25 protein-coding genes and 2 rRNA genes are annotated in these 23120 nt (G+C 43.4%); 6 read left to right on the forward strand and 21 right to left on the reverse strand.

Translation table 11 applies throughout. The annotated features are described in order from the left end of the window. Positions 1-21 precede the first annotated feature (21 nt). The 12 genes from B9A22_RS11565 to B9A22_RS11615 form a co-directional block, all read right to left on the reverse strand. Entirely contained in the window at positions 22-1686 is a 1665-nt protein-coding gene (locus B9A22_RS11565; protein WP_084575883.1) for a nucleoside kinase, read from the reverse strand. Between the two features lie 160 nt (positions 1687-1846). Further along, complete coding sequence (locus B9A22_RS11570; protein ID WP_084575884.1) at positions 1847-2026, reverse strand: hypothetical protein; 180 nt, start codon at positions 2024-2026, stop codon at positions 1847-1849. Between the two features lie 67 nt (positions 2027-2093). Beyond that, positions 2094-2570: a superoxide dismutase family protein gene (locus tag B9A22_RS11575; protein ID WP_084575885.1), complete on the reverse strand. Its 477-nt coding sequence runs from the start codon at positions 2568-2570 to the stop codon at positions 2094-2096. 197 nt (positions 2571-2767) lie between these two features. Continuing rightward, positions 2768-4015 carry a pyridoxal phosphate-dependent aminotransferase gene (locus B9A22_RS11580; RefSeq protein WP_084575886.1) on the reverse strand — a complete coding sequence of 416 codons (1248 nt, stop codon included), beginning with the start codon at positions 4013-4015 and terminating at the stop codon, positions 2768-2770. Positions 4016-4047: 32 nt separating this feature from the next. Next, positions 4048-5340 (reverse strand): asparagine--tRNA ligase, encoded by a 1293-nt coding sequence (gene asnS, locus B9A22_RS11585; protein WP_084575887.1) that lies wholly within the window; start codon positions 5338-5340, stop codon positions 4048-4050. A gap of 257 nt (positions 5341-5597) precedes the next feature. Beyond that, entirely contained in the window at positions 5598-5861 is a 264-nt protein-coding gene (locus tag B9A22_RS11590; RefSeq protein ID WP_084575888.1) for an alpha/beta-type small acid-soluble spore protein, read from the reverse strand. A gap of 146 nt (positions 5862-6007) precedes the next feature. Continuing rightward, entirely contained in the window at positions 6008-6874 is an 867-nt protein-coding gene (locus tag B9A22_RS11595; protein WP_084575889.1) for a hypothetical protein, read from the reverse strand. A 149-nt stretch (positions 6875-7023) separates the two neighbouring features. Further along, positions 7024-7170, reverse strand: a complete 147-nt coding sequence (locus tag B9A22_RS25410) for a hypothetical protein (RefSeq protein WP_176215491.1) — start codon at positions 7168-7170, stop codon at positions 7024-7026. Positions 7171-7290: 120 nt separating this feature from the next. Beyond that, entirely contained in the window at positions 7291-8511 is a 1221-nt protein-coding gene (locus B9A22_RS11600) for an aspartate kinase (protein ID WP_084575890.1), read from the reverse strand. 235 nt (positions 8512-8746) lie between these two features. Continuing rightward, on the reverse strand, positions 8747-9142 hold the full coding sequence (locus tag B9A22_RS11605) for a class II SORL domain-containing protein (protein WP_084575891.1): 396 nt from the start codon (positions 9140-9142) through the stop codon (positions 8747-8749). A gap of 135 nt (positions 9143-9277) precedes the next feature. Beyond that, on the reverse strand, positions 9278-10390 hold the full coding sequence (locus tag B9A22_RS11610) for a hypothetical protein (protein WP_084575892.1): 1113 nt from the start codon (positions 10388-10390) through the stop codon (positions 9278-9280). A gap of 14 nt (positions 10391-10404) precedes the next feature. Further along, positions 10405-10647: a hypothetical protein gene (locus tag B9A22_RS11615; protein ID WP_245823963.1), complete on the reverse strand. Its 243-nt coding sequence runs from the start codon at positions 10645-10647 to the stop codon at positions 10405-10407. Positions 10648-11010: 363 nt separating this feature from the next. On the opposite strand from B9A22_RS11615, the gene B9A22_RS11620 reads away from it, so the two are divergent. From B9A22_RS11620 to B9A22_RS26325, 5 genes are all read left to right on the forward strand, one after another. Continuing rightward, positions 11011-11355: a hypothetical protein gene (locus B9A22_RS11620; protein WP_084575894.1), complete on the forward strand. Its 345-nt coding sequence runs from the start codon at positions 11011-11013 to the stop codon at positions 11353-11355. Between the two features lie 24 nt (positions 11356-11379). After that, positions 11380-11856, forward strand: coding sequence for a hypothetical protein (locus B9A22_RS11625; RefSeq protein ID WP_245823964.1), 477 nt, complete (start codon positions 11380-11382; stop codon positions 11854-11856). A 200-nt stretch (positions 11857-12056) separates the two neighbouring features. After that, complete coding sequence (locus B9A22_RS11630; RefSeq protein ID WP_084575896.1) at positions 12057-12929, forward strand: RluA family pseudouridine synthase; 873 nt, start codon at positions 12057-12059, stop codon at positions 12927-12929. Between the two features lie 77 nt (positions 12930-13006). Next, positions 13007-13936, forward strand: coding sequence for a class II fructose-1,6-bisphosphate aldolase (gene fba, locus B9A22_RS11635; RefSeq protein ID WP_084575897.1), 930 nt, complete (start codon positions 13007-13009; stop codon positions 13934-13936). Between the two features lie 66 nt (positions 13937-14002). Next, a complete protein-coding gene (locus B9A22_RS26325; RefSeq protein ID WP_281252392.1) occupies positions 14003-14134 on the forward strand; it encodes a hypothetical protein in 132 nt (43 codons plus the stop codon). Positions 14135-14198: 64 nt separating this feature from the next. Here B9A22_RS26325 and B9A22_RS11640 read toward each other — a convergent pair whose 3' ends face one another. From B9A22_RS11640 to B9A22_RS11650, 3 genes are all read right to left on the reverse strand, one after another. Then, the gene (locus B9A22_RS11640; RefSeq protein WP_176215492.1) at positions 14199-15260 is read right to left on the reverse strand and encodes an SIR2 family protein; all 1062 of its coding nucleotides are present in this window, start codon (positions 15258-15260) and stop codon (positions 14199-14201) included. 70 nt (positions 15261-15330) lie between these two features. Continuing rightward, on the reverse strand, positions 15331-16821 hold the full coding sequence (locus B9A22_RS11645; RefSeq protein WP_084575899.1) for an AAA family ATPase: 1491 nt from the start codon (positions 16819-16821) through the stop codon (positions 15331-15333). A 1-nt stretch (position 16822) separates the two neighbouring features. Beyond that, entirely contained in the window at positions 16823-17371 is a 549-nt protein-coding gene (locus tag B9A22_RS11650; protein WP_084575900.1) for a hypothetical protein, read from the reverse strand. Positions 17372-17580: 209 nt separating this feature from the next. Here B9A22_RS11650 and B9A22_RS11655 point away from each other — a divergent pair, with 209 nt between their 5' ends. Further along, positions 17581-17775 (forward strand): DUF378 domain-containing protein, encoded by a 195-nt coding sequence (locus B9A22_RS11655; RefSeq protein WP_084575901.1) that lies wholly within the window; start codon positions 17581-17583, stop codon positions 17773-17775. A 71-nt stretch (positions 17776-17846) separates the two neighbouring features. Here B9A22_RS11655 and B9A22_RS11660 read toward each other — a convergent pair whose 3' ends face one another. The 6 genes from B9A22_RS11660 to B9A22_RS11685 form a co-directional block, all read right to left on the reverse strand. Continuing rightward, complete coding sequence (locus tag B9A22_RS11660; protein ID WP_084575902.1) at positions 17847-19190, reverse strand: MFS transporter; 1344 nt, start codon at positions 19188-19190, stop codon at positions 17847-17849. Between the two features lie 280 nt (positions 19191-19470). Further along, positions 19471-20178 (reverse strand): LutC/YkgG family protein, encoded by a 708-nt coding sequence (locus B9A22_RS11665; RefSeq protein ID WP_084575903.1) that lies wholly within the window; start codon positions 20176-20178, stop codon positions 19471-19473. 8 nt (positions 20179-20186) lie between these two features. Then, positions 20187-21599, reverse strand: coding sequence for a LutB/LldF family L-lactate oxidation iron-sulfur protein (locus tag B9A22_RS11670; protein WP_217805939.1), 1413 nt, complete (start codon positions 21597-21599; stop codon positions 20187-20189). Continuing rightward, on the reverse strand, positions 21596-22324 hold the full coding sequence (locus B9A22_RS11675) for a (Fe-S)-binding protein (RefSeq protein WP_084575904.1): 729 nt from the start codon (positions 22322-22324) through the stop codon (positions 21596-21598). Before B9A22_RS11675 ends, B9A22_RS11670 begins: the two co-directional genes overlap by 4 nt. Positions 22325-22628: 304 nt before the next feature. Further along, positions 22629-22745: ribosomal RNA gene (gene rrf / locus B9A22_RS11680) — 5S ribosomal RNA — on the reverse strand. Between the two features lie 190 nt (positions 22746-22935). After that, positions 22936-23120: ribosomal RNA gene (locus B9A22_RS11685) — 23S ribosomal RNA — on the reverse strand; the annotation flags it as partial.

Below are 23120 nucleotides of genomic sequence, written 5' to 3' on the forward strand. Positions count from 1 at the left end.
AGGCAGGGTGTCTTTTTTATTTTAATGTTTTTCAAAACATGATTTGCCGATAAACTCGCGGAGTATCGAATTGTTTGGAATTTCATCATCGCCTACCAGACTGAAATATTCCAAGAAGTTAAGCAACCGGCGCGCCTCGGAATATTCTAGGTTTTCCCGCGTAACCTTTTTGAGGAGCGGTTCAGCATATTTTTTCAGCACTGCCAACTCGTAGATAAGCGCTGAGTTAAACATTACATCCGCCTCTTCCTGAAACGGGAAGATATTGCGTTCTTCACCCCGGCGCACGGATGGCCACATCTTGAGTGTCATAAGGGCGTCATGGGAACGGAACTGGCTATCACGGACAATTCGCCGAATAAGCCTGGCATCTGTTGTCGGGATTCGGTTATGATTATCAATGGACAGCTGTGTCAGTGCACTGACATAGATTTTTATTTTACAGTGACGTGGAACAGACGTTGTAAGCCGTTCATTAAGGCCATGGATACCTTCGATAATGAGTGGCTGACCTTTATCCACTTTAATCCGGTGGCCCCGGTATTCCCGTTCACCTGTCTTAAAGTTGAAAGTAGGCAGTTCCACCTCTTCCCCTGCTAAAATCCTGGCTAGGTGTGAATTAAACAACTCCAGGTCAATGGCTTCAATGGCTTCAAAATCGAAATCACCGTTTTCATCAAGCGGTGTCTTGTGTCTGTCAACAAAGTAATCATCTAAAGAAACAGGTACAGGCCACACGCCATTGACTCTAAGCTGAATATTAAGCCGCTGGGCAAATGTCGTTTTGCCTGAGGATGACGGCCCAGCCACCAGAATAACTCTTACCTCGTTGCGGTGGGAGGAGACAAAATCGGCGATCTGGGCCACTTTTTTCTCATGTAATGCCTCTGCCACCCTAATGATATCATTAATATCACCGTTTTTACTGCACTTATTAAGAGTAGCCACATAACCGCATTTTAAAATACTTCCCCAGCGAGCGCCTTCTTGGAAGACCTTAAATAATTTGGGGTTCTCAACAAATTTAGGCAGCACATCCGGGTTATCCTTTTCAGGCAGCCGCAGAATAATTCCCGGCGGGTAATATTTGAGTTCAAATACTTTGAGATAAGCAGTAGATGGCGTCATAGTACCATAAAAATAGTCATACACCTGACCACAGTAGTAAATGCTGACTTTTTCCCTGCCAAGCTGTTCCAGTAAACTGACTTTTTCCCGCTGCCCTGCTGCCTTGAAGAGTTCAATTGCCTCTGTTTTGGGCAGAGTCTTGCGGACAATCTGACGGTCCTCAATAATAATTTGCCTCATCTGTTTGTCAAGTCTGGCAATATCTTCAGGTGTCACTTCCCGGCCATGATGCAGCTCACAGTATAAGCCTTTACTCAGTGAATGCTCGACTGTCACTTCACAACCTGGAAATAAATCCTGCGCGGCGGCAATCATGACTAATGTTAAACTTCGTTGATACACTTTCATCCCAGCATCTGTATGAAGATCGAGAAAGTCTACCACACTATCCTGTTCCAGGACACTTTGCAAATCTCTTATTTCATTGTTTACCTTGGCCGCCACTACCGGTGTAGTATATCGGTGCGCGGCGTCCCGGCTAACAGCTACCAGACTAACCCCCTTGTCATACGCGGCAATACTTCCATTGGAAAATGTCACACTAATTTTCTCTGACACCTAAAGGCCCCCTTACTGTCGGCTAAACTCTCTCTCTCTACACTATATATAAATAATTCAACTATATTCCCCTAATTTCCTGCCTGAATTGTCTGTCTGTAATATACAATAAAAAACCGGCAACTGCTCTATTTCCTAGCAGTTGCCGGCTCACATCAACCTATTGCCGCAGTAATTTAAACAGTCGATACGCCATTATCGGCAGTGGCGCTCGTCGTACAGCCAGCCGCATACCTAACAACAAGAGAAAAAAGGCTCCTAAAACATGCACAATCCAAAAACCGGTGCGAGGAAAAGCAAATGTGGTGTCATCAAAAATATTGTTGTGATGGCAGCTCATTGTTATCAGCCTCCTTTAGGACTAGTATTTCCTGCACCTGAATGTTCAACCAATGGAAAATATTATACTAACTATCGCGGCGTCTTCGAACGATACCGCATGCCAGGCGGCGGCCGGCGTTACCTGCTGGCTGGGTCCGGTAATCATCCGGACTTTCATGAATAATAACAGCTTTGCCGACAACTTCCGATACAGTAAATTTATCAGTAAAAAAAGTCATATACGCAAAGCCTCGATTAGAAAACAGTACTGGAAAATCGCCAGCATGATTACCATGAGGCTGATTGTCAGGATTCCAATGCCCACCCGCTGCCATAAAGGGGTTAGTTGGGTCACCTACTTTACAGGTGCCACCCTCGTGAATATGAAAACCGTGGGGACCCACCGGCTGCTTCCCGTTGCTGGCCGGCTGGTAGCGGGGTAAGCCCCATACTTCAATTGTCACTTTCGTACCGCCCTGTACACTCCTAAAGCTTACAGTACCCTTAATATCTGGAGCAAGAGGCCCCCCCTGAATATTGGCAATCGCTAGGTTGTCACCCATAATCTCACCTCACCTAAAATTACATAGTAAGGATTCCATGCTATATATTATGGTGTCCAGGCAAAAATGGTGACAAAATAAAAAAAAGCGAGATTGCCACACTATGCTCGCAATGACAGGAAGAGTTAATCTCTCCATACCGTCATTGCGAGCAACGCGAAACAATCTAGCTTTTACTTTCTCTTTATAGGCAAATTCTACTTTTCGACAGCAGCCATGGCCTGAGCAACTTTAGCGGCCATGCCGGTAATTTTAGCTGACGGTACGGCGCATACAGCAATACGGATACCTTTGCCAAGTGGTACGGCAAAGATGTGGTCGTCATGTAGTTTGTCACACACGGCATCAGGATCCTTAGCTGGAATAGTCAAAAAGAAACCTGCTATGTATGGCAGCATGCTGAGATTAGCAGCTTTAGCTTCATTCATAAAGATACCTGAACGTTCGCGGATAAGGGCATAATATTCACTACGTTCTTTTTCGACCTGAGCTAGTGTCGACTTATCATTATAAATATTGGCTAAAAGCCGCATGCAGCCACGGTTAATGTTTGACCAAGTTGCCCGGCTGGTATACTGATTAATGTCTGCGAATTCTTTGATAACTTCTTTACTTTTGGAAACACCGATCATTGCGCCTGTACGTTGTCCATACATGGTGTAGCTTTTGGACATACTGTATGCCAGTATGATAAGGACATTGTCAGGCAGGTTTCCGAACTTTTTCATAAAAGTGCGACACTCGTTTTTCTCACCGGCATAATCAATGTACGCAATATCGGCCAAAATTACTATACGCTTAGATTGGTCTTTAGCTACTGTCTTAACAATATCTAATACATTATCCCATTCGCTGTCACTTAGACTGTAGCCGGTAGGGTTGTGGGCCGGAGCATTAATGATTGTCACAAGATTATTTTGTTTTGTCAATATATCGTTAACTTTGCTTTCAAATGCCTTAGAATTAAAGTTTTGATTTTCATCAAACAAAGTAAATGTATCAATTTTGCGCAGGGACTCTTCACACAGTACTTTGTAGGGACCCCAGTACCAGTCGGAGGTTAGAATTGTGTCACCAATTTCAGAATAATTCCAGATTGTATGATGGATAGCCCCGGTACCGCCAGAAGTCGCTATCGCACCGGTGTACGCATCAGGACGGTTATCACCGAAAGTAAGTGCAGTGGCTGCCTCCAAAAACTCAGGCAAACCAGCAATAGGTGCATAGTTAGCTACCTCATTGATAGGCAGGTTGCGATACACTTTCTCGACAGTAGGCAAACATACCAAGGCTTCCTTGTCATCCAATATTGCCCCGATAGTGGCGTTAACTACCTTATCTTTACCAAACTGAGCAGCAGCCTGGTTGGCAGCTGCGGCAGCTCCGAAGATTTTGTCAATAGCAAATTTACCTTTTGCATGTGTTGCGGCAATACTCATTGTCATGTTATTCTCCCCCTGTATATACTTTTTGACATCTAAGGATACATTTTATGCAGCATGCGCGGGAATGGTATCGTCTCGCGAATATGTTCGAGACCGCACAGCCACGCAACTGTTCGTTCAAGACCCAAGCCAAAACCAGAATGCGGCACTGTTCCAAACCGGCGTAAATCAAGATACCATTCAAATGCTTCTTTGGGCAGTTTATGCTCAGCGATACGCGCTTCTAAGAGAGCCAGATCGTCAATACGCTGGCCACCGCCAATAATTTCACCATATCCTTCAGGCGCCAGCAGATCGGCTCCGAGCACTACGTCCAGGTTATCGGGGTCAGGTTTCATGTAAAAAGCTTTAATCTTTGTCGGATAGCGGTGGACAAATACCGGTGCATTAAAATGGCTGGAGATAATCGTTTCATGCGGAGCACCGAAATCCTCACCCCAGGTGAATTCTTCGCCAGCCTGTTTTAGTATATCGACAGCATCAGTATAGCTGATACGTGGGAAAGGAAGCGTAATAGCTTTGAGTTTTTCAACATCACGATCCAGAGTTTTGAGTTCATTTTGACACTTGACAAGTACACGCTGGACAACGTAGACTATCATTTCTTCCTGCAGTTGCATATTAGCATCAATATCAAAGTATGCCATTTCGGCTTCAATCATCCAAAACTCCAGGAGATGGCGACGGGTTTTGGACTTTTCAGCTCGAAAAGTGGGGCCAAAGCAGTATATGCGCCCTAAGGCCATAGCATTAGCCTCACTATATAACTGACCACTTTGGGACAAATACCCTTTCTCACCATGATAGTCAATCTCAAACAGGTTTGTTGTGCCTTCACAAGCCGCCGGGGTAATGATGGGCGCATCTGCCAAAACAAAATCACGCTCATAAAAAAAGTTCCTAAGCGCATGTTCGATCTCTGAACGAATGCGGAGCACGGCCGCCTGACGCGGGGTACGAATCCAGAGATGCCGGTGTTCAGCCAGAAAATCTACGCCATGCTCTTTATGAGTTATGGGGTAATCTGCGGCAATACTAACAATCTCCACAGCAGTTACCTGCATTTCGTAACCACCAACTGAGCGCGGCTCTTCACGTACCATTCCCGTCACTTTGACAGCACTTTCTTGGGTTAATTTTTTTACTTCGCCAAACAGAGCTTCTCCTACTTCCTGTTTGGCAACTACACCTTGCATTAGCCCGGAGCCATCCCTAATAATGAGAAAAGCTATTTTCCCAGAAGAGCGCAGATTATAAACCCAGCCTTGTATAGTCACTTCCTGACCGGCATGGCGGGATAAGTTTTTTATTAATGCTGTTACCACACAATGCACTCCTTTTTCGCAAGTATTGTAATATATAGTGCGTACATAGATTACAAAACGATAGGTAATATGGCTATTATATACTTATTCTGGCTATACCATTATATTTCCTTTTGCAAATTTTTAAAAACTGTTTTTTTTATAAAGTAGACTTAGCTTCAGGTGGGGTTTTAACCCCATCTGAAGGTTAGTCGCCCTTATCCAGAAGGAAAGTTATACTTTCTGTCAGGAATAGAAAAAGCAGGCTTACGCCTGCTCTAGGGTTTTTGATTTGCGTCTTGTTTAGCAGTTAGTGTACCGCTTGCAGCTTGAGTGGTTCCTTGTCCGCCAAATTGAGTTTCTTGAGCTTGAATCATTTTACGGACCATTTGTCCGCCTACCCGGCCGTTGTCAGCCGAAGTAAGAGCTCCTTTGTAGGTATTTTTGTAGTCTTTTAAACCAAGTTCGGCAGCTGTTTCTTCTTTCAGACGATCGAGGCCATTTTGCGCTGCAGGGTTCACTGGCTTTTTGCTCCTTGACATTACGCAAAACCTCCGTTTAAATTTATTTTTGGTGCCTGTTTATAGAATGGCTTTTATTAAATATTCGATACATTGTAAGATATGGTGTAACTGGGACAAATATAACAGGCGGCTCATGCGAGCCGCCTGTTATAAAACATGTTAGATTAGAAGTTTACAGCAAATTCTACGTTGGTACGGTTGTGATCGGCACCACTTTGGTTTTCGGCAAGGTCATGGTAAGCAGTCAGAGTAGCAGCGTCAGATACTTTGTATGCACCTTTTACACGGAACCCTTTGGAATCTTGGTACCAGCCATCGGTGGTGAAGTTAGGAAGAGCTTGAGCGTCGATATCGCGATAGGAAACTGCATATTTGAAATCACCTTTTTTAGCAGCTTCGCCTACAGCAACTTCAGCTAGGTAGCCGTCTGCCTTCGCGGTATTGTTTTTAGCATATTCAACATTTAATACTACGTTGTCAGCAAGTTTGGTGTCAGCGTTGATTGCATAGTATTTATCGCCAGATTTCAAGTAAGAAGCACCAACGTTAACACCACTGATAGCAGTGCTTACATCAACGAAGGAGGTTTTAAGATTAGTGTTAGGATCGTTATCTTTACCATAGAAACCATTCATTTTAATGCCTTCGAAAGCAGTACCTACTTGCACACCAGTGAATTTATCATCATCCATTAAAAGGCCTTTACCAATAGCCAGCGATTGTTTACCAGCTTTTACGTCGAATTCGCCAGATTTAGCACCAATGTAAGCTTGGTCAAAGCTAACGCTGTTGTCGGCTTGAGTATCTCTCAGGTTATTAGCCAATTTCATACGGCCATGAATATAGAAAGTGTCATCAATTTGAGCATCTACATTCAAACGGATACGGTTAGTCAAGTAATCTCCGCCACCATCTTGGTTACGATACTCAATATTAGCATCGCCGGAGAAGGTAGGAGCAGCAGCAAATACAGAAGCAGTTGATACAGTCAGGGCAGCCATAACAGCAGCAGCAATCAGTTTCTTTTTCATTGTGATTTCCCCCTCAGTAATTTTTTGTGTGAATTGCTACGAATCCTGAAACAAGGTTATCTATTCATAACCTGTCCGACCTATTTACTGAGAGGGTAATGCTTTTCTTCATGAGTATCCACGTTTCCTCATAGTTACTTGGCTGTACCCTATTCAGCTTTTTCAGCCTGACTAGTTATCTTATTCCGCTCCCACCCCTGCTTTTCATTAGCCGGTTTGGCAGCGGTAACAAGCTTGGTTTTAGCAGTAAGTGTTTCTTGTTTACTGCTTTGTGATATATGTAATTCGCCTTTCATGACACAATTCCTCTTTATTCGACAAAATTCGCATTAGTATATTATGGAAGTTGCTAGGTCAACTGCATAACAAAAAAACAGTCCCTCTGTTATTGGGACTGTTTTTGTTAAATCTCAGATTTAGCCGGGAAAAAAGCGAGCATGAATGGCATTAACAGCTTCCTTTACCTTGTCTGACTCGATAAGGCAGGAAATGCTAATCTCCGAAGTACTGATAACCTCAATATTAATACCGGCGTCAGCAAGCGCTCCAAAAGTAGCGGCAGCAATACCAGGATGGCCGAGCATACCAGCACCGACAACTGATACTTTAGCTACTTTCTCTTCTATAGTCAGACCACTAAAGTCCATTTCTTTATTAAGTTGCTCTAAAATATTTCTAGCTTGAGGAACATCACCTTGAGAAATGGTAAAAACCATGTCAATAATGTGCTTATCCATAGCACGAACACTTTGAACAATCATATCAACATCAATGTTGGCTTCTGCTAAAGCAGAAAATATCTTATACGCGATACCCGGCCGGTCAGGAACGCCCAACACGGCAATTTTGGCTACATTGGTATCATGTGTTACACCACGAATTACAAACTCTTTCTCTTCCATCGTATATTCCTCCCTGATAAATGTACCGGTTTCACGGGTAAAGGTAGATCGGACATGAATCGGCATACCATAATGTTTACCCAGTTCAACTGAGCGCGGGTGCATGACTCCGGCACCAAGCCGAGCCATTTCGAGCATCTCGTTATATGTAATTTCCTTCATACGTCTGGCTGTGGGGACAACCCGGGGATCTGATGAATATATACCATCAACATCTGTATAAATTTCGCAATGATCTGCTTTTAGGCCAGCTGCCACAGCTACTGCAGTAGTGTCAGAACCACCTCTGCCTAAGGTTGTAATGTCACCGTCTTTAGTTAGCCCCTGAAAACCTGCCACGACTACGATCTTGCCGTCATTAAGTTCTTCCCAAACCTTGTCAGGGTCAATCCCTGTAATTTTCGCCTTGTTGAATGTTTCATTTGTGGCAATACCAGCTTGAAAGCCAGTCATAGACACTGCTGGATGCCCCAACTTAGCAAACGCCATGGCTAAAAGCGCAATTGACACCTGTTCGCCTGTTGCTAGGAGCATATCCATTTCTCGGCCATAGGTCTTGTCAGTGATCGCCTTAGCCAAACTGACCAAATCATCTGTAGTGTCCCCCATTGCTGATACTACAACAACAATTTTATCGTCAGGATTTTTTTCCTGTAATACGCGCCTGGCAACCGCCATAATTTTTTCTGGTGTAGCTACTGAGCTTCCGCCAAATTTTTTTACAATTAGTGCCATGCCTATCCCCCCTTATTATGCAGCAGTTAATTTAGCATGACATGTTATATTCTCCATACAAACACAATATCCTTCCACAAGTGGACAAAACAGTTAAAATTCGTTACTTCCATAGTATATCTGATTAGTAGATTGAGCAGTCAGATATCTGTTACTACAAAAATATACTCCTTTTAATTTTTAGTAAAACAAAGAAACCAGGGAGTAACTCCCTGGTTTCTCGAGAGCATACATTTTACTCTTCGATAGAAACACCCTTAGAACCTTCCCATAAGCCATGAATATTACAATAAGCTTCAGCAACAAATGTGCCGGAAGCGCTGAGCTTAACAACAGCTTTACCAACTGGTTCTGAGTACACAGGACCTTTGTTAGCACCTTCAACCGATTCGCCGTGAGCAGAAAATTCAAAAGCGGCAATTTCATAAGCAAATTTACTGTTATCAGGTTTAAAATAGAGTTTTATCCAGCGAATATGGTGCTCAGTAGTATTAGGATGGGCAATTTCTTTACCGACACATACTTCAACAGTAACTTTTTCCCCAGCTTTCACTTTGTCAGGCGCTTCAATGACTGGTACATGCTTTTCAGCCTTCCAATCAGCGCTTTGTACTAAATCGGCAAGTTTCATTAACTATTCCCCCTCAGTTTATTTAGTATTAATTACCAACAGCTTTAGGGATAATTATTCTCCATGAAAATTAAAATTCCTTTTATGTTTCTAAAATTTTAATTTAAAAATGCTTTGACTAGTATTCTGAGATTCCTATTTAAATATTCGTACCCGCAAACTCTTTAACAGCTGTTGTTCGAGGCCTTCCCATTCAGGCGGATACAGTAATTCCACAGGATAAAGTACTAATGAGGTATCACATTCATATACGGCATCTAGGGCCTGAACGGCAGCAATCGCATTGGATGCACGGTTAATGTTCTCAATTTTTTCTCTGGGTACTTTTATAGCTAGCACACAATCATCACTGAACTCACTTTTCACTATACCTGCAGCATATGCTTCCTCAAAGGATGGTATGTTTGCTAAAATCGTGGACACGACCTGCAGCAGGATAGCTGCACATAGTTCAAAATGCTGTTTGTTAAATACCCGCGAATCTTTATCCTGATATTGAATACGCCCTGACGGAAGCATCTCGCATGTCTGCCGGGGAATAACTGCCTTTGGTGGCAACCAGACCTTGACTAGTGGAATATTTACATGGAAATCAATATCCACATCAACAACTACTGGCAGTTTTATATTATGTAAAACTTCGTCTAACCTTGACCTTACAGCACTAGGATCACCAGACAATAGCTTTTCAATAAGCGCAATCCGTGTTTCTTCTTCTTCCTCATGCTTATTTTTAGCTTCCTCGTATTCTACTCGCTCTTGTTCATTGCGAAATGCAATTTCCTCAGCAGCCTCTTGCCCAGCCCTCTTTATTTCCTCATCTCGATCTTTTATGGTAAAGTACAGTGAAACTGCAGCCGCAGTTCCGAGCGCAGCCATGATAAGCAGCATTACAGGGCTAAAAAGTATCACCAATACGCCAAGTAAACCGATTAACGCAGCGCCTCTGACGGCAATCGGATAAAAATACTTAGCCTCTGCTTTAGTTATTGCTTTGCCAATAAGATGACTATAGTCGGTTAATTTTAGCTCTCTAAACTCTTCTCTGACAAGTAGTGCCTCGTAATCTGCCGGCTCATAGCTGAGTATGCTGACAGCAGCTAATTTAAGCTCATTCTCCTGATTTTGAACAAATTCCTTGCGCCAGCGTTCAAATTGCTCTTCTCCCTTAAAGTACCGAACTTCAGCCTTTTCACCCGAACTTACGTCTCGGCCCCGCCCACTGGCAGGAGGTTTTTTTGGCGGCATATTCTAGAACCTCCCTATTTACGAATTGTTATCCGAATAGTTTTTCGAGCGACGACGTAACAAAAAGCTAATACGCCACCTAAAGTAAAGAAAAAGGCAACAGGCTTCACCATCATAATCTCTGAACTGCCAATCAGACTAAACAAAAGCGCTGTCATATAGGCCAAAAACAGCTCCCCATAACGAGGACTGGTCACACGCGGCGCAATAATCAACCAGACTAAAAAGCCAATCAGAATGATGTTGCTATTTTTCATAAACTCCATTACTGAAGATTCACCTACCTACACAAGAATAGCTTTACTTATTCGCTGCAGAACAGTTCTTTTCCTGCTTGATAATGATAACAGTAACTCCAGTTAGAACATACACTCGGTTTTTGTTGTCCTGTTAGAAAGTATACTTTCCGTCTGGATAAGGGCAACATCGGCCTCCGCTTTCGCCAAAGGCTCGGCGCAAGCCGTGTTTTCTTTATAAAACAAAATTGGCGTGTATAATTCATCTCTTAAATTGTTAACGGCTGTAACATTATGTTTTTGAAATTCATATGCTGAAGTAGAAACAGATATATATAATTTTGTCACTTTTCCTAAGGTAAATAAAGGAGGGCATTGATATTTATGGAAACTAAATATCCTCATTGGTATGGTCCGGAAGACCAAATGTGTTGCGACTATCCGGAAAAAGACATGATGTGCTGTGACGACCACTACATGGAAGAACCCATGAACTACAAAATGTACCGCGACAACTTCAAAGACCGCCTGCTTTGCTTCTTAGGCGACGAAGTCATCCTGGGAACTGACGCCATGATTGACCGCAAAGGCGCAACTTTCTGCGGCACAATCTGCTATGTAGGGTGTGATTACATTATTGTTAACAGCACATATTGCCGTCGTTCCATTTCGCTGCATGTACCAATTAAGATGATCCGTTTTATTGCTCCATTTAAAGGTCGCCGGTAATTCTCTAAAGCCTTGGCAGAGGAGATGATACACTTGAGAAAAGTATTTAGCCGCCGGTCGTTAGCCGTTGACCCGGCGCACATGATTACCCTGCACCAGGAAGCCATTGAACAGCTTGAGCTTATGCATACAGCTACCGAAGCAGCTGAACAGGCAAGTGATGGAGTACGTGATGCGCTTAACACTATAGCAGAAAACCACTGGGAAGAATATACGGATATAATCCACATGATTTCCATGCATGATGAACATTTTGCAACAGTCATGAAAAAACATGGCTTTACAATGCGCGACAACGAGTCGGCTGATAACGAACGGCAGTTTTACGGCAGCCGCCTGCTACTTTTGGCTCTCCTCTTAGGGCTTATCCGGCGACACCGCCGTTTTGCCTACTTCTATGGCTTACGGTCAAACCCAATGGGTGACTATATCAAAGAATCTATTGCCATGGAACGGGAACATGTAGCAGTAATGATTGGGATGGTACAAAATATGATGTAAAACTTCAGTCATTGCAAAGGAGGCAGAACGCCTCCTTTATTTTCCTGTAGAAAGTAAAACTTTCCTCCTGGATAAGGGAAACATCGGCCCGCGGTCGCCAGAGGCTCGGCGCAAGCCGTGTTTTCTTTATTTAAGAGGATTTTAATCTGGCAAATACGAATAATATCTTGTAGACAGTTAAGTTGACTTAAGGAGCTTTTATGCCCGATTTTAAGGTACCACCAACCTGCCCTACCCAGCTGGTAAAAGATTTTATGCGCCGCCAGGCTGGAATATCGCTGACTTTATGGCGCAAGATAAAAAACAATGGAACACTCGCGATAAACACCATCCCAGCAGCCGTACACGATTTTGTTAATCCTGGTGACATAATTACAGTCACCTGGCCGGAAGATTCTTCAATCATAGCAGAGCAACTGCCGCTTGCTATTGCCTATGAGGATGAATGGCTTTTAGCCGTAGATAAGCCTGCCGGTATGCTGGTACACCCTGCAACCGGGCAACATTCAGGTACACTGGCAAATGCAGTAATGCATTATTACCGACTGCAAAACTATTCATGCGGGTTTCATCCGGTTAACAGGCTGGACCGCAACACATCAGGTTTAGTACTTATCGCCAAAAGGCCAGATATTCAGCACTGGCTAAATCAAAATCAACAACAAATAGCAAAGTTATATCTAGCCATTGTATCAGGCATCCCCTATCCAGACAAGGGCATCATTGACACTCCCATTGGTCGTAAACCTGGCAGTATTATTGAACGGGAGGTCAGGCCGGATGGTCAGCAGGCAATCACCCATTATCGTACTCTTACAGTTTTCAATAATGCCAGTCTGCTTGAGGTTATACTAGAAACTGGTCGTACTCACCAGATAAGAGTGCATTTAAGCTATATTGACTGCCCATTGTTAGGTGATGATTTATACGGTGGTCCAACAAATTTAATTCACCGTCAGTCGTTGCATGCCACCAAGCTTAGCTTACCACATCCAGTAACGAAGCAGGATCTTGATATTATCAGCCCCATTCCTAATGATTTAGCATATCTTTTAACCCAACTTGGCGGTTAGGGTACAAATATGCTATAATGAATGGGAAATATGCTATAATATATCTGGTTTCAGGAAAAACATAGGAGGGATTTCAATTGCCACTAGTCACTTCGAAAGAGATGTTTAAAAAAGCTTATGACGGTCAGTACGCCGTTGGCGCGTTTAACGTCAATAACATGGAGATTATCCAGGGAATTGTTGACGCAGCCAAGGAAGAACAGGCTCCACTCATCCTTCAGGTATCGGCCGGCGCACGTAAGTATGCCAAGCATATCTACTTGGTTAAGTTGGTTGAAGCCGCTCTGGAAGATTCAGGCCTGCCTATTTGCTTACATCTTGACCATGGTGAAGATTTTGAAATCTGCAAATCTTGCATTGACGGCGGTTTTACATCAGTCATGGTTGACGGCTCCAAACTGCCATTTGAAGAAAATATTGCTCTTACTAAAAAAGTAGTAGAATATGCCCATGATCGCGGTGTTGTTGTTGAGGCAGAGCTTGGCCGTCTGGCAGGCATCGAGGACAGCGTCAACGTCAGCGCCAAAGACGCTACATATACTGACCCGGACCAAGCTGTTGAGTTTGTCGAGCGTTCCGGTGTAGATTCATTGGCCATTGCCATCGGCACCAGCCATGGCGCTTATAAGTTTAAAGGCGATTGCAACCTTGATTTTGACCGCCTTGCCACTATCTCTAAGCTTTTGCCTAACTTCCCGTTGGTACTTCATGGTGCTTCTACTGTGTTGCCTGAGTTTGTAGAAAAATGTAATAGTTATGGCGGCCAGATAAAAGGTGCGCAAGGCGTGCCTGAGGATATGTTACTGAAGGCCAGTAAGATGGGCGTCTGCAAAATCAATATTGATACTGACCTTCGCCTGGCTATGACAGCCTCCATCAGAGAGCATTTTGCCAAAAATCCGTCAGACTTTGACCCACGTCAGTACCTGAAACCTGCCCGGGAAGCCATTAAAGGCATGGTTAAACATAAAATCCGCAATGTCTTAAACTGTAGCGGCCGCCTGTAAGATCAGCATATAATTTCTATAATGGGAAAAGTTAATTACAAATCCATTATAGAAAGGGGTCTCACTATGCACGCTGACAACATCGATTTTGCCGCTTTATCTACAGAAGAGCTTGACACAATTAAAAAATTTGAAAATGAATTTGCCACTAAACATGGCAGTAAAGTTTTTCTCCTCGCATTTAATCAAAATAAGTAAATAAAAAAGAATGAGCCGCCGTGGCTACATGCGCATAACTTGCGTAACCACGACGGCTTATTCTTTATAAAAATTTTTCTGGGCAACTGCAGAAATTTTCAAAGGTGTCATTTGTGAAACAAATATTCGTTCCCAGAAACCGCGAATAGCGTTTTTTTTCTTCTATGATCTTTTCCGTCTTTTTACCCGGATAATTGTTAATCACTGTTATACGCAGACTATCAGTGCGGTTCGTCTGAATTCGTTTTATCAGATACTTAATATGCATATCAGCATCAGGGAAAGAATAGCCGCAAAAAATAAGGTGCCCAATGTCTTTAAGGCTTGTTTCAGTTTTGTGCCAGACAATATTTAAATAACTATTAGACATATCCTTAAAAAAAGTAGGCGGCACAATTACAGGGGTTTTGACTGACTGGCAATTTGAGCATAGCGCCTGCGAAGGATCTGTTAGCAATTTAAGAATTCCCTGCTGATATTTGATTAGTTTTAACATGTTGCAAGTTGGGCAATAGGACCAATTGAGCGAGCCATGCACTTTGTACAGCTTTACAATAATTTTATCCTTATCTGTTAAACAGGCTGGGCTTGGATAATTTGTAAAATCTACGCCATAATCTAAGGCAATTTCGTCTCTGGAAGCCAAGGCCCGATCGATTAACACATCATAATTAGTCGACAAAAACACCATATCAGACAACCAGCCAAGCTCACCCAGACGTTCTATCAGAACCTGATGAAGTCCTTTTACAGCAGACGTTTTGTCTTCAAGCACCTCAGCCATTAACAGCACTAGGTACTGCCTGATAAACCCAATTCGATTACAACTTTTCGCAAGGTTTTCAAGATCAAAATCTTTGAAAGACTGCCGCTTACGCACAGCTAAATCTAAGAGGCTGATGGCTTCCTCAAAGGTTGGAAAATTGATGTCATCTAAATCATCATGAAGCACATCAATAAAGAACATTTGTTTAAAGTAAGCGCTCAGTTCACTGACCCGCTGAAAATCACTATAGTTATTTTCAGCCTTGAGCGCTTTAAAATACTTCTTAAAAAGCATACTTTGTACTGGCGCCCCTTCTGCAGCAGAAGCACCGCCACCTAAAAAAATAGCTGTCTTTCTCATACAGAATTTTATTCTCTCCGTAATAAGCGAGAGTATGCATAAAGAATGCCCACCTAACGATGGACGATGGTTATGCTGCTTGTCCGTCACCATGTAGTAGTAGCCTGAACTCAGCACCAGAAATAAACTCTTTGGCAAGCAAAGTGTCTACCGTTTGGGTAAATGCTGTTTGTTGATCGGTAAGTACCGTTCTTACCTGACATTCGACCTCTTTAATAATGCCGGTAATGGTATGGTGCAACAGTTCTTTGGGCACATCTTCAGGCGATATAATCCCAAGTTCGGACATGCCTCCAAATACAATTTGTTTAGCCATATCGGCAGCCTGCTTAAAGTCATTAGATGCACCGGTACTACGAGCCCCAAGGAATATCTCTTCAGCAATTGCCCCAGCTACTGCTACAGCAATTTTTCCCTTGATATAATCAACCGTGTACAAATACATATCATCCTGCTGCGTCTGACGCACATACCCTAGAGCATTGCCTCGCGGCACCACATTGACGCTGGCAACCGAACCAGGCTGGGTATATTCACTTAACAACGCATGCCCTGTCTCATGGATGGCAATCCGTTTTTTTTCTTCTTTACTAGGAATTCTGTCAAGTTTCTCTCCCATGATTACCTTCTCTACCGCACCGTGTAAATGCTGAGCAGTAATCGTTCCAGCACTTTCTCTAAAAGCCAAAATGGCCGCTTCATTGGCCACACTCTCTAAGTGAGCACCGGAAAAACCAAAGGTGTCATTAGCCACATCATCTAGTGTGACATCGTCGGCCAGCGGTTTATTGCGAGTATGCAGTTCCAGAATCTTAAGCCTCCCATTCTTATCAGGCAAATCAACCTTAACCTGCCGGTCGAAACGGCCTGGCCGAAGAAGCGCCTGATCTAGAATGTCAATCCTATTTGTCGCGCCAATCACCAAGACACGAATATCATCTTTGTCCGACATACCATCCATCTGAACCAGAAGCTCGTTTAATGTCTGGTCATATTCCATATGACCGGCGTTCTGACCGCGCTTGCCACCTAGTACCTCAATCTCATCAATAAAGATGACCGCACTTGTCTTGTTGTTTCGCTTTGCTGTATCGCGGGCCTGTTTAAACAACTGACGCACCCGCTGAGCGCCAACACCGACATACATTTCAACAAACTCAGAGCCACTGGCTGCCAAAAAAGCGGAACCAGTAAAACGGGCTGCCGCTTTGGCGAGCAGTGTTTTGCCTGTGCCAGGAGGGCCATTGAGCAAGATGCCTTTAAGTGGGCGAATCCCTAACGTCTTAATACGTTCAATGTCTTTGATAAACTCAAGTGCTTCGCGCAATTCGCCTTTAGCCATATCCTGACCACCAATATCATCAAAGCTTATCAATTGCTCTTGAACGGAACCTTTAGAAACAGTGGTAAACGATTTGTTGCCTGTACGCTTGATAGTGCCATAAAAAAAGGCTGCCGCTAAACTGGCAAAAAATAGCGCTGGTAAAACATCAACCCCTTGTACTGCAAGAAAAATTAGTATCGCTGCTGCCATACCAATACCCATTTCAATATATCGCATGTTATTTCACCCCCTGGCGACTGCCATCACGTACAATTACCACATACATTTCATTCGTCCCTTTGGTTATCTTCAAATAAATATTTTGGGTATCTACATACATTTGTGTTGTCACGCCCGCGCTGTTAGCTTTAGACTCTATACGCTCAGCCATTGTCGCAAAATTACCAGTAAAAATGGCTTCTTGAATCTGGTAATGGATAGAATAATAGAATTGCTCCAGTTCCGGCGTACGGTTATCCTGGATAATAATCTCATATTCCCTTCCCCCGCTTACCTGCTTTAATCTATCAGCCATTTCAGCATACAGCTTCTGTAAATTTGTCACATGAGCAAGCTTCACGTATATTTTAATCTGTTCACTATTTTTTCCTTGTTCATTCAAACGCCCGACAGTAGCCGATTCAATCCCTTCAATATTTAGGAACGCTTTATTAATAGGATTGGCCACTGCGTATTTATTCCATAATAGTTGTCCGCCAAACAGGACAGAGAGGGTAAGCACCAGCGTCAGACAGCCAACAACCCAATTATAATCTTTTCTCGGCATGCCCTAATGCCCCCTTCCTTAATATTTGCATATACTTTTGCGCAATATTTTGCAATACTAGTAGTGGAAAATATTATATCACGAACCGATTATGTAGTATAGCGTAAAAAACAGGCAAATAAGCCAGTATCTGTGGGGATGTATTATTACTAATCTGGTCATAATATGAACATACATTAAATAGTTAGCTTTCAAAAAGGAGGAGTCATATGGATAGAATCGCTCTAATCCTAGTCATTGTCGGTGCGCTGAATTGGCTGCTTGTCGGTTTATTCAATTTTGACTTGGTAGCAACCATTTTCGGTGGCCAACAATCCTTCCTAAGCCGCATTGTTTACAGTTTAGTCGGCCTAGCTGGCATTTACTCTATGTCGCTGCTATTCCGGGACCGTAGCCGCGTTTAAACGCTTAAATAGGATAAAACCATAAAGACCCTGCTCTCTAGCCAGAGCAGGGTCTTTATCTGTATGTCTACTTAGTTAATCAGTTCTTTATCCTTTGTTTCAGGAATTAGGAAGTATACGTTAATTGCAGCTGCGATATAAATAAAAGCCAATAGAGCTAATGCACCTGACAGTGTATACTTTGCTGCTAGCATGCCGATTAGTACAGGTGCCAGCCCGCCAACAGCGCGCCCGGTATTGAAGATAAAGTTCTCGGCAGTCGAACGAGCATCAGTTGAGTAGTTCTCTGAGAGCAACGCACCATAACCGGCCATCATACCATTACAGAAAAAGCCGAGAATTGCGCCACCAATTAAAAGGTGCATAGGGTCAGACAGTCCGGAATAAATCCACACACATACAGCCGACATGAGTTGGAAGCTAATATATGCGGGGCGTCTACCCAGTTTGTCAGCAATATACCCGAATACTGTAATACCAAGCATCATGCCAATTACTGTTGCTATCATCCAAGTACTGGTCTTTGTAAGCGTTAATCCATGCTTTTGCATCAGAATAGTTGGCAGCCAAATCATAATACCGTAATAACCCATATTCTGCACACTGGTCATTACTGTCAGACCAAATGTAGTAGTCGAAATCCGTTTATTCGCAAACAGGTGAAGCAGAGGAAATTTGTTAGTTTCTTTATAAGTAGCCATCTCTTCTTCAGTCAAAGGTTCATTGTTTTTCACCTTTGCTTTAAGACGTTTTCTTAGTTCATTTCTAGCAACCCAAATGGGTGGTTCAGCAAGACCATAACGAGACCAGGCAGCAAACAACGCCGGTAGAGCCCCTACCAGGAAAACGGCCCGCCACCCATAGGTAGGCAGCACCCAGGCGCTTACAACTGCTGCAAGTACAACACCCAATTGCCAGCCTATGGCTACGCCGCCAGTAACACGTGCCCGCTTTTCTTTTGGCCAGGTTTCGGTAACCAAGGTCATTCCGATACCAAACTCCCCGCCTAACCCTAAGCCTGCTAAGAAGCGGTAAATGTTTAGCTCTGTCAGATTTGAAGCAAAAGCCGTTAAACCAGTGAATACTGAAAAAATCAGGATAGTTAGTGAGAAAACCTTTACCCGGCCATAATAATCAGCCATTATCCCAAAAGCATAGCCACCGATAACAGCGCCGAACAGAGTTACAGTTGCAACAAAGCCACCTTCTGCTAAGCTTAATCCAAAAGTACTCATGATTGCAGCCATAACGAAGGACAGAATAAGCATGTCCAAACCGTCCATAGCATACCCCATTACTGAAGCAATCAGTACCTTCCAGCGATAGGCGACCGAAGTAGTATCGCCCTCAGCCTCCGCGCTAGCCGGCTGGATTACGCCGGTACTGCCTTGGCTAGTTTTAACGTTAATATCCATTATGATTCCCCCTATATAAAAAATTAAAAAGGCTTTCTGCCTGGAAGCGGCAGAAAGCCTTGATTGAGCTAAATATATAGCACAAATAAGCTTAAATAATCAAGCTATGACCTTGCCAGCCTCACAGGACTGATTTAAAGTTCCATATGTAGTTTTTTTAAATTATTACATAATGTTCTTAGTTTGTCAACTTTATGCCGAATAATGTTTCATTATTTTGTCCGAAGATAAGTAACACATTAGATTGCTTCGTTCTCAAGGTTGTAAGTCAATTCATCGGTTAACCTTCGATAACAACGGTCCAAATACGGAAAGGACCATGCACCCCTATCGACAGATCCATTTCAATGTCAGAGGTTCGGCTAGGACCGGTTATAAAATCAACTGTAGATGGCAGATTACCTTGACCTCGACGCTCAATCAGTTGCCTTATCACTGTAGACATAGTGGGAACGATGTCTGATTCCTTCATGACCGCGATATGGGTAGGAGGCAAGAGACTAACAGAGCGTCCGGTAGTAGCCCCGTTAAATAGGGCCACCGTACCAGTATAGCCGATTGCGTAATCAACCCAAGTAATACCCACATCTGCCTGTTCGGCGATCTCGATGAGCTCCTGGCGGGTCTTTTCAGTATTCCAAAAGCTCGTTTTAACACCTAGAAGTGAAGTATCCACGTGCTTACGGAGTTTAGGGTGATCCCACAGGATGGCAGATTTTGCGTTTAGCACTTTAAGCCACAACTTTATTTGGTTTGTTGCTTCTTGGCCATTGTGGACTATTGCTACTTTACCAGTAAGAGCTTCCAGGTTGGCCTTAAAGAGCTCAAGCGGTTGCTTATTCTCAAATTTTTGCTCCCGCCAGAAGGCAGGCGGGCCTACTTCTTGTCGTTTGGGTGGCTTAGAGAGCGCCTTATCTCGCCCCAAGGCTTTGGCCACCGTCTGTAAAAATAATGTTTCCTGCGCAAGATCTTCATGGATTTCTGTCATATGTTCACCTACTTCTTACGTTTATTCCATCTGTCACGGAAAGTCTCGTCCGCAGCAGCAGGAAGATAGCGGGAGTTAGTCCAGTTAGATAGTAGTGGCAACTGAGCCGTAATATAGCCATCTCTAACCAGTGGTTTTTGACCAATCGAAGCGGCTTTCATGGCGAACTTATAGGTACTAGGTAGTTTGAAAAACCGTTTCCACATGCCAAAGGCAAACTTTTCGAATGCATTTGTATGACCGGCACTAACACGGCGTTCACGAAGTTTAAATAACAGATCTTGCAGCGGAATCTTGGCCGGACAGGCGCTGGTGCAGGCACCACACAAAGTTGATGCATAAGGCAGTTCACCCCAGAAAACCATATCATTCTCTAATAGCGGGGTTATTACTGACCCTATAGGTCCACCATAGATCGACCCATATGCATGTCCGCCAATTTGGCGGTAAACAGGACATACATTAAAGCAAGCCCCACAGCGGATACAATGTAGTGACTGCCGATACTCATCATCAGCGAGAATTCGCGAGCGACCATTATCAACTATAACCAGATGGAACTTTTCACAGCCATCAATGTCGTTTGATAGCCTTGGACCGTTAATAACCGAAACATAGCTTGTAAGTTTCTGGCCTGTAGCATTCCGTGGCAGCATGGATAAGACGGTTTCTAAGTCCTCAAAAGTAGGAATAATCCGCTCCATCCCCATTACACTGATAACCACATTAGGCAGCGCGGTTGTTAACCTGGCATTACCTTCGTTTGTAACTAGCGTAATCGATCCGGTCTCGGCAACAGCAAAATTACACCCAGTAATACCTACATCAGCGTTCATAAACTTGCTTCGTAGTATCTTGCGAGCAAATAAGGTAAGCGCTGGGGTAGAAGATTCTACCTTTTCATTAGTAACCTTGGAAAATAGGTCGGCAATCTGGTACCGGTTTTTATGTATCGCAGGCACAATAATGTGAGATGGTGTTTCACCTGCTAGCTGCAAAATATACTCCGCCAGGTCGGTTTCGACCACCTCCATACCTGCTTTTTCGAGCGCAGGATTGAGGTGTATCTCTTCTGTCACCATAGACTTAGATTTAACTATTCGTTTGGCATCATATTGCTTACATAGTCCTGCAATTATCTTACGCGCATCCTCCGCCGTAAGGGCAAAATGAACTTTCCCTCCTGCTTTCCGCACGTTATCGACCAACAATTTCAGATAATAATCAAGGTTATCGACAGTATGTTGACGAATACGTTTCGTCTGTTCCCGCCACTCCTCCCAATTAGGAAGCTCACGGGCTGCCTTATCCTTGTTGCCACTTAGCCGATCTACGGCTTTGCGGACTGCCTGGCGCATCTGGTCGTCTTTTAATGCTTTAACTGCGCGGTCCCGAAGGTGTAGAGCGGGTTTTTCACTCACGTTCTCATCCCCTCATCTAATAACTCAGCAACATGCATAACACGCACATTGGCCTTTTGTTTTTGCAGTCTGCCGGTAATATTCATCAAGCAGCTTAAATCAGTTCCGATGAGCACATCAGCTTTAGTTTCAAGGATATTTCTTACCTTTTCATCTACCATGGCTTCTGATATCTCAGGCAGTTTTACCGAAAAAGTACCGCCAAAGCCGCAGCAAGCTTCTTCGTGTGGCAGTTGTACATAGTCTATTTCTCGAACATTTTTCAACAAAGCATGGACATATTCATCAGTATTTAAAAACCTGCGCGCGTGACAGCTGGAATGGTATGTGACACGGTGGGAAAAACGTGCTCCTAGATCCTCTTTCTTTAGTACCTTTACAACAAATTCACTAAATTCATATAGTTTTCCAATTAGCTCTTTAGCTTGGCGATACTGATCAGGGTCCTTTTCAAATAAAACAGGGTAATATTCCTTGATGGCAGTGATGCATGATCCTGCTGGCGCTACGACATATTCACTGTTCTTAAATGCGGTAAGCATAGTTTCCGCTACTGGCTTAGCATAGTCCCAATAACCGCTGCTAAGAGCTGGTTGACCGCAGCAGGTTTGTTCTGGAGGAAAGTCCAGCGTCACACCCAGTCTTTCAAGGACGCGCACCATGGATTCACCAACATGAGGGTACATGCTATCGCAAATGCAAGTAATAAATATGGATGCTTTCATTCCCTAGTGACCTCCACAAACGTAATATTATCTGGCAAGTGGTCAGTTATAGTCTGTTCATTTAATTTATCATTATCCTATTTTTTAGATTTTTGGAAGCTACAGGAACATTTTTTTCGCTATGGCCTTCGGGTGCTCTAAATTAGTATAAAAAAACCAAGAATCATAAAAATTAAAAATTTGCAATCCCCAGCTTTTTATAATAATCACTTTTCACATTCTCGCAAAAATAAACGGAGACTCTGAACGGTCTAAGCCTTACGGCAATAAAAAAACACCTACATTATTTAGTAGGTGTTTTCGTAACCAGCAACTTCCTAATCTCCCAGGCCGTTTCCAGCCAAGTACCTTCGGCGTTTATGGGCTTAACTACTGTGTTCGGTATGGGAACAGGTGGAACCCCACAGCTATCGTCACTGGATATACAGGTGAATATCCGGTTAAGGTATATTCCCTGAAAACTTCACAGAAGAAAAGCATTGCGCAATGTTAGATACTGGTCGTTAGTTCAAAGCTAAAACATACATTATGGATGTTATCGCTCCGCTCTAACTAAGCGATTCGCACAAGTTTCCGCGTCGCTTTCGCTCCTAAAAACTTGGCTCTCTGCTTAAGTCAAGTCCTCGGCCTATTAGTACCAGTCAGCTGCGTGGATTGCGCCACTTACACATCTGGCCTATCTACCTTGTCATCTACAAGGGGCCTTACTTCTTTCGAATGACAGACCTCATCTTAAGGCTGGTTTCACGCTTAGATGCTTTCAGCGTTTATCCTTTCCGGACGTAGCTACCCAGCT

This window comes from Sporomusa malonica, assembly GCF_900176355.1.
In the GTDB taxonomy this organism is placed as follows: Bacteria; Bacillota; Negativicutes; order Sporomusales; family Sporomusaceae; genus Sporomusa; species Sporomusa malonica.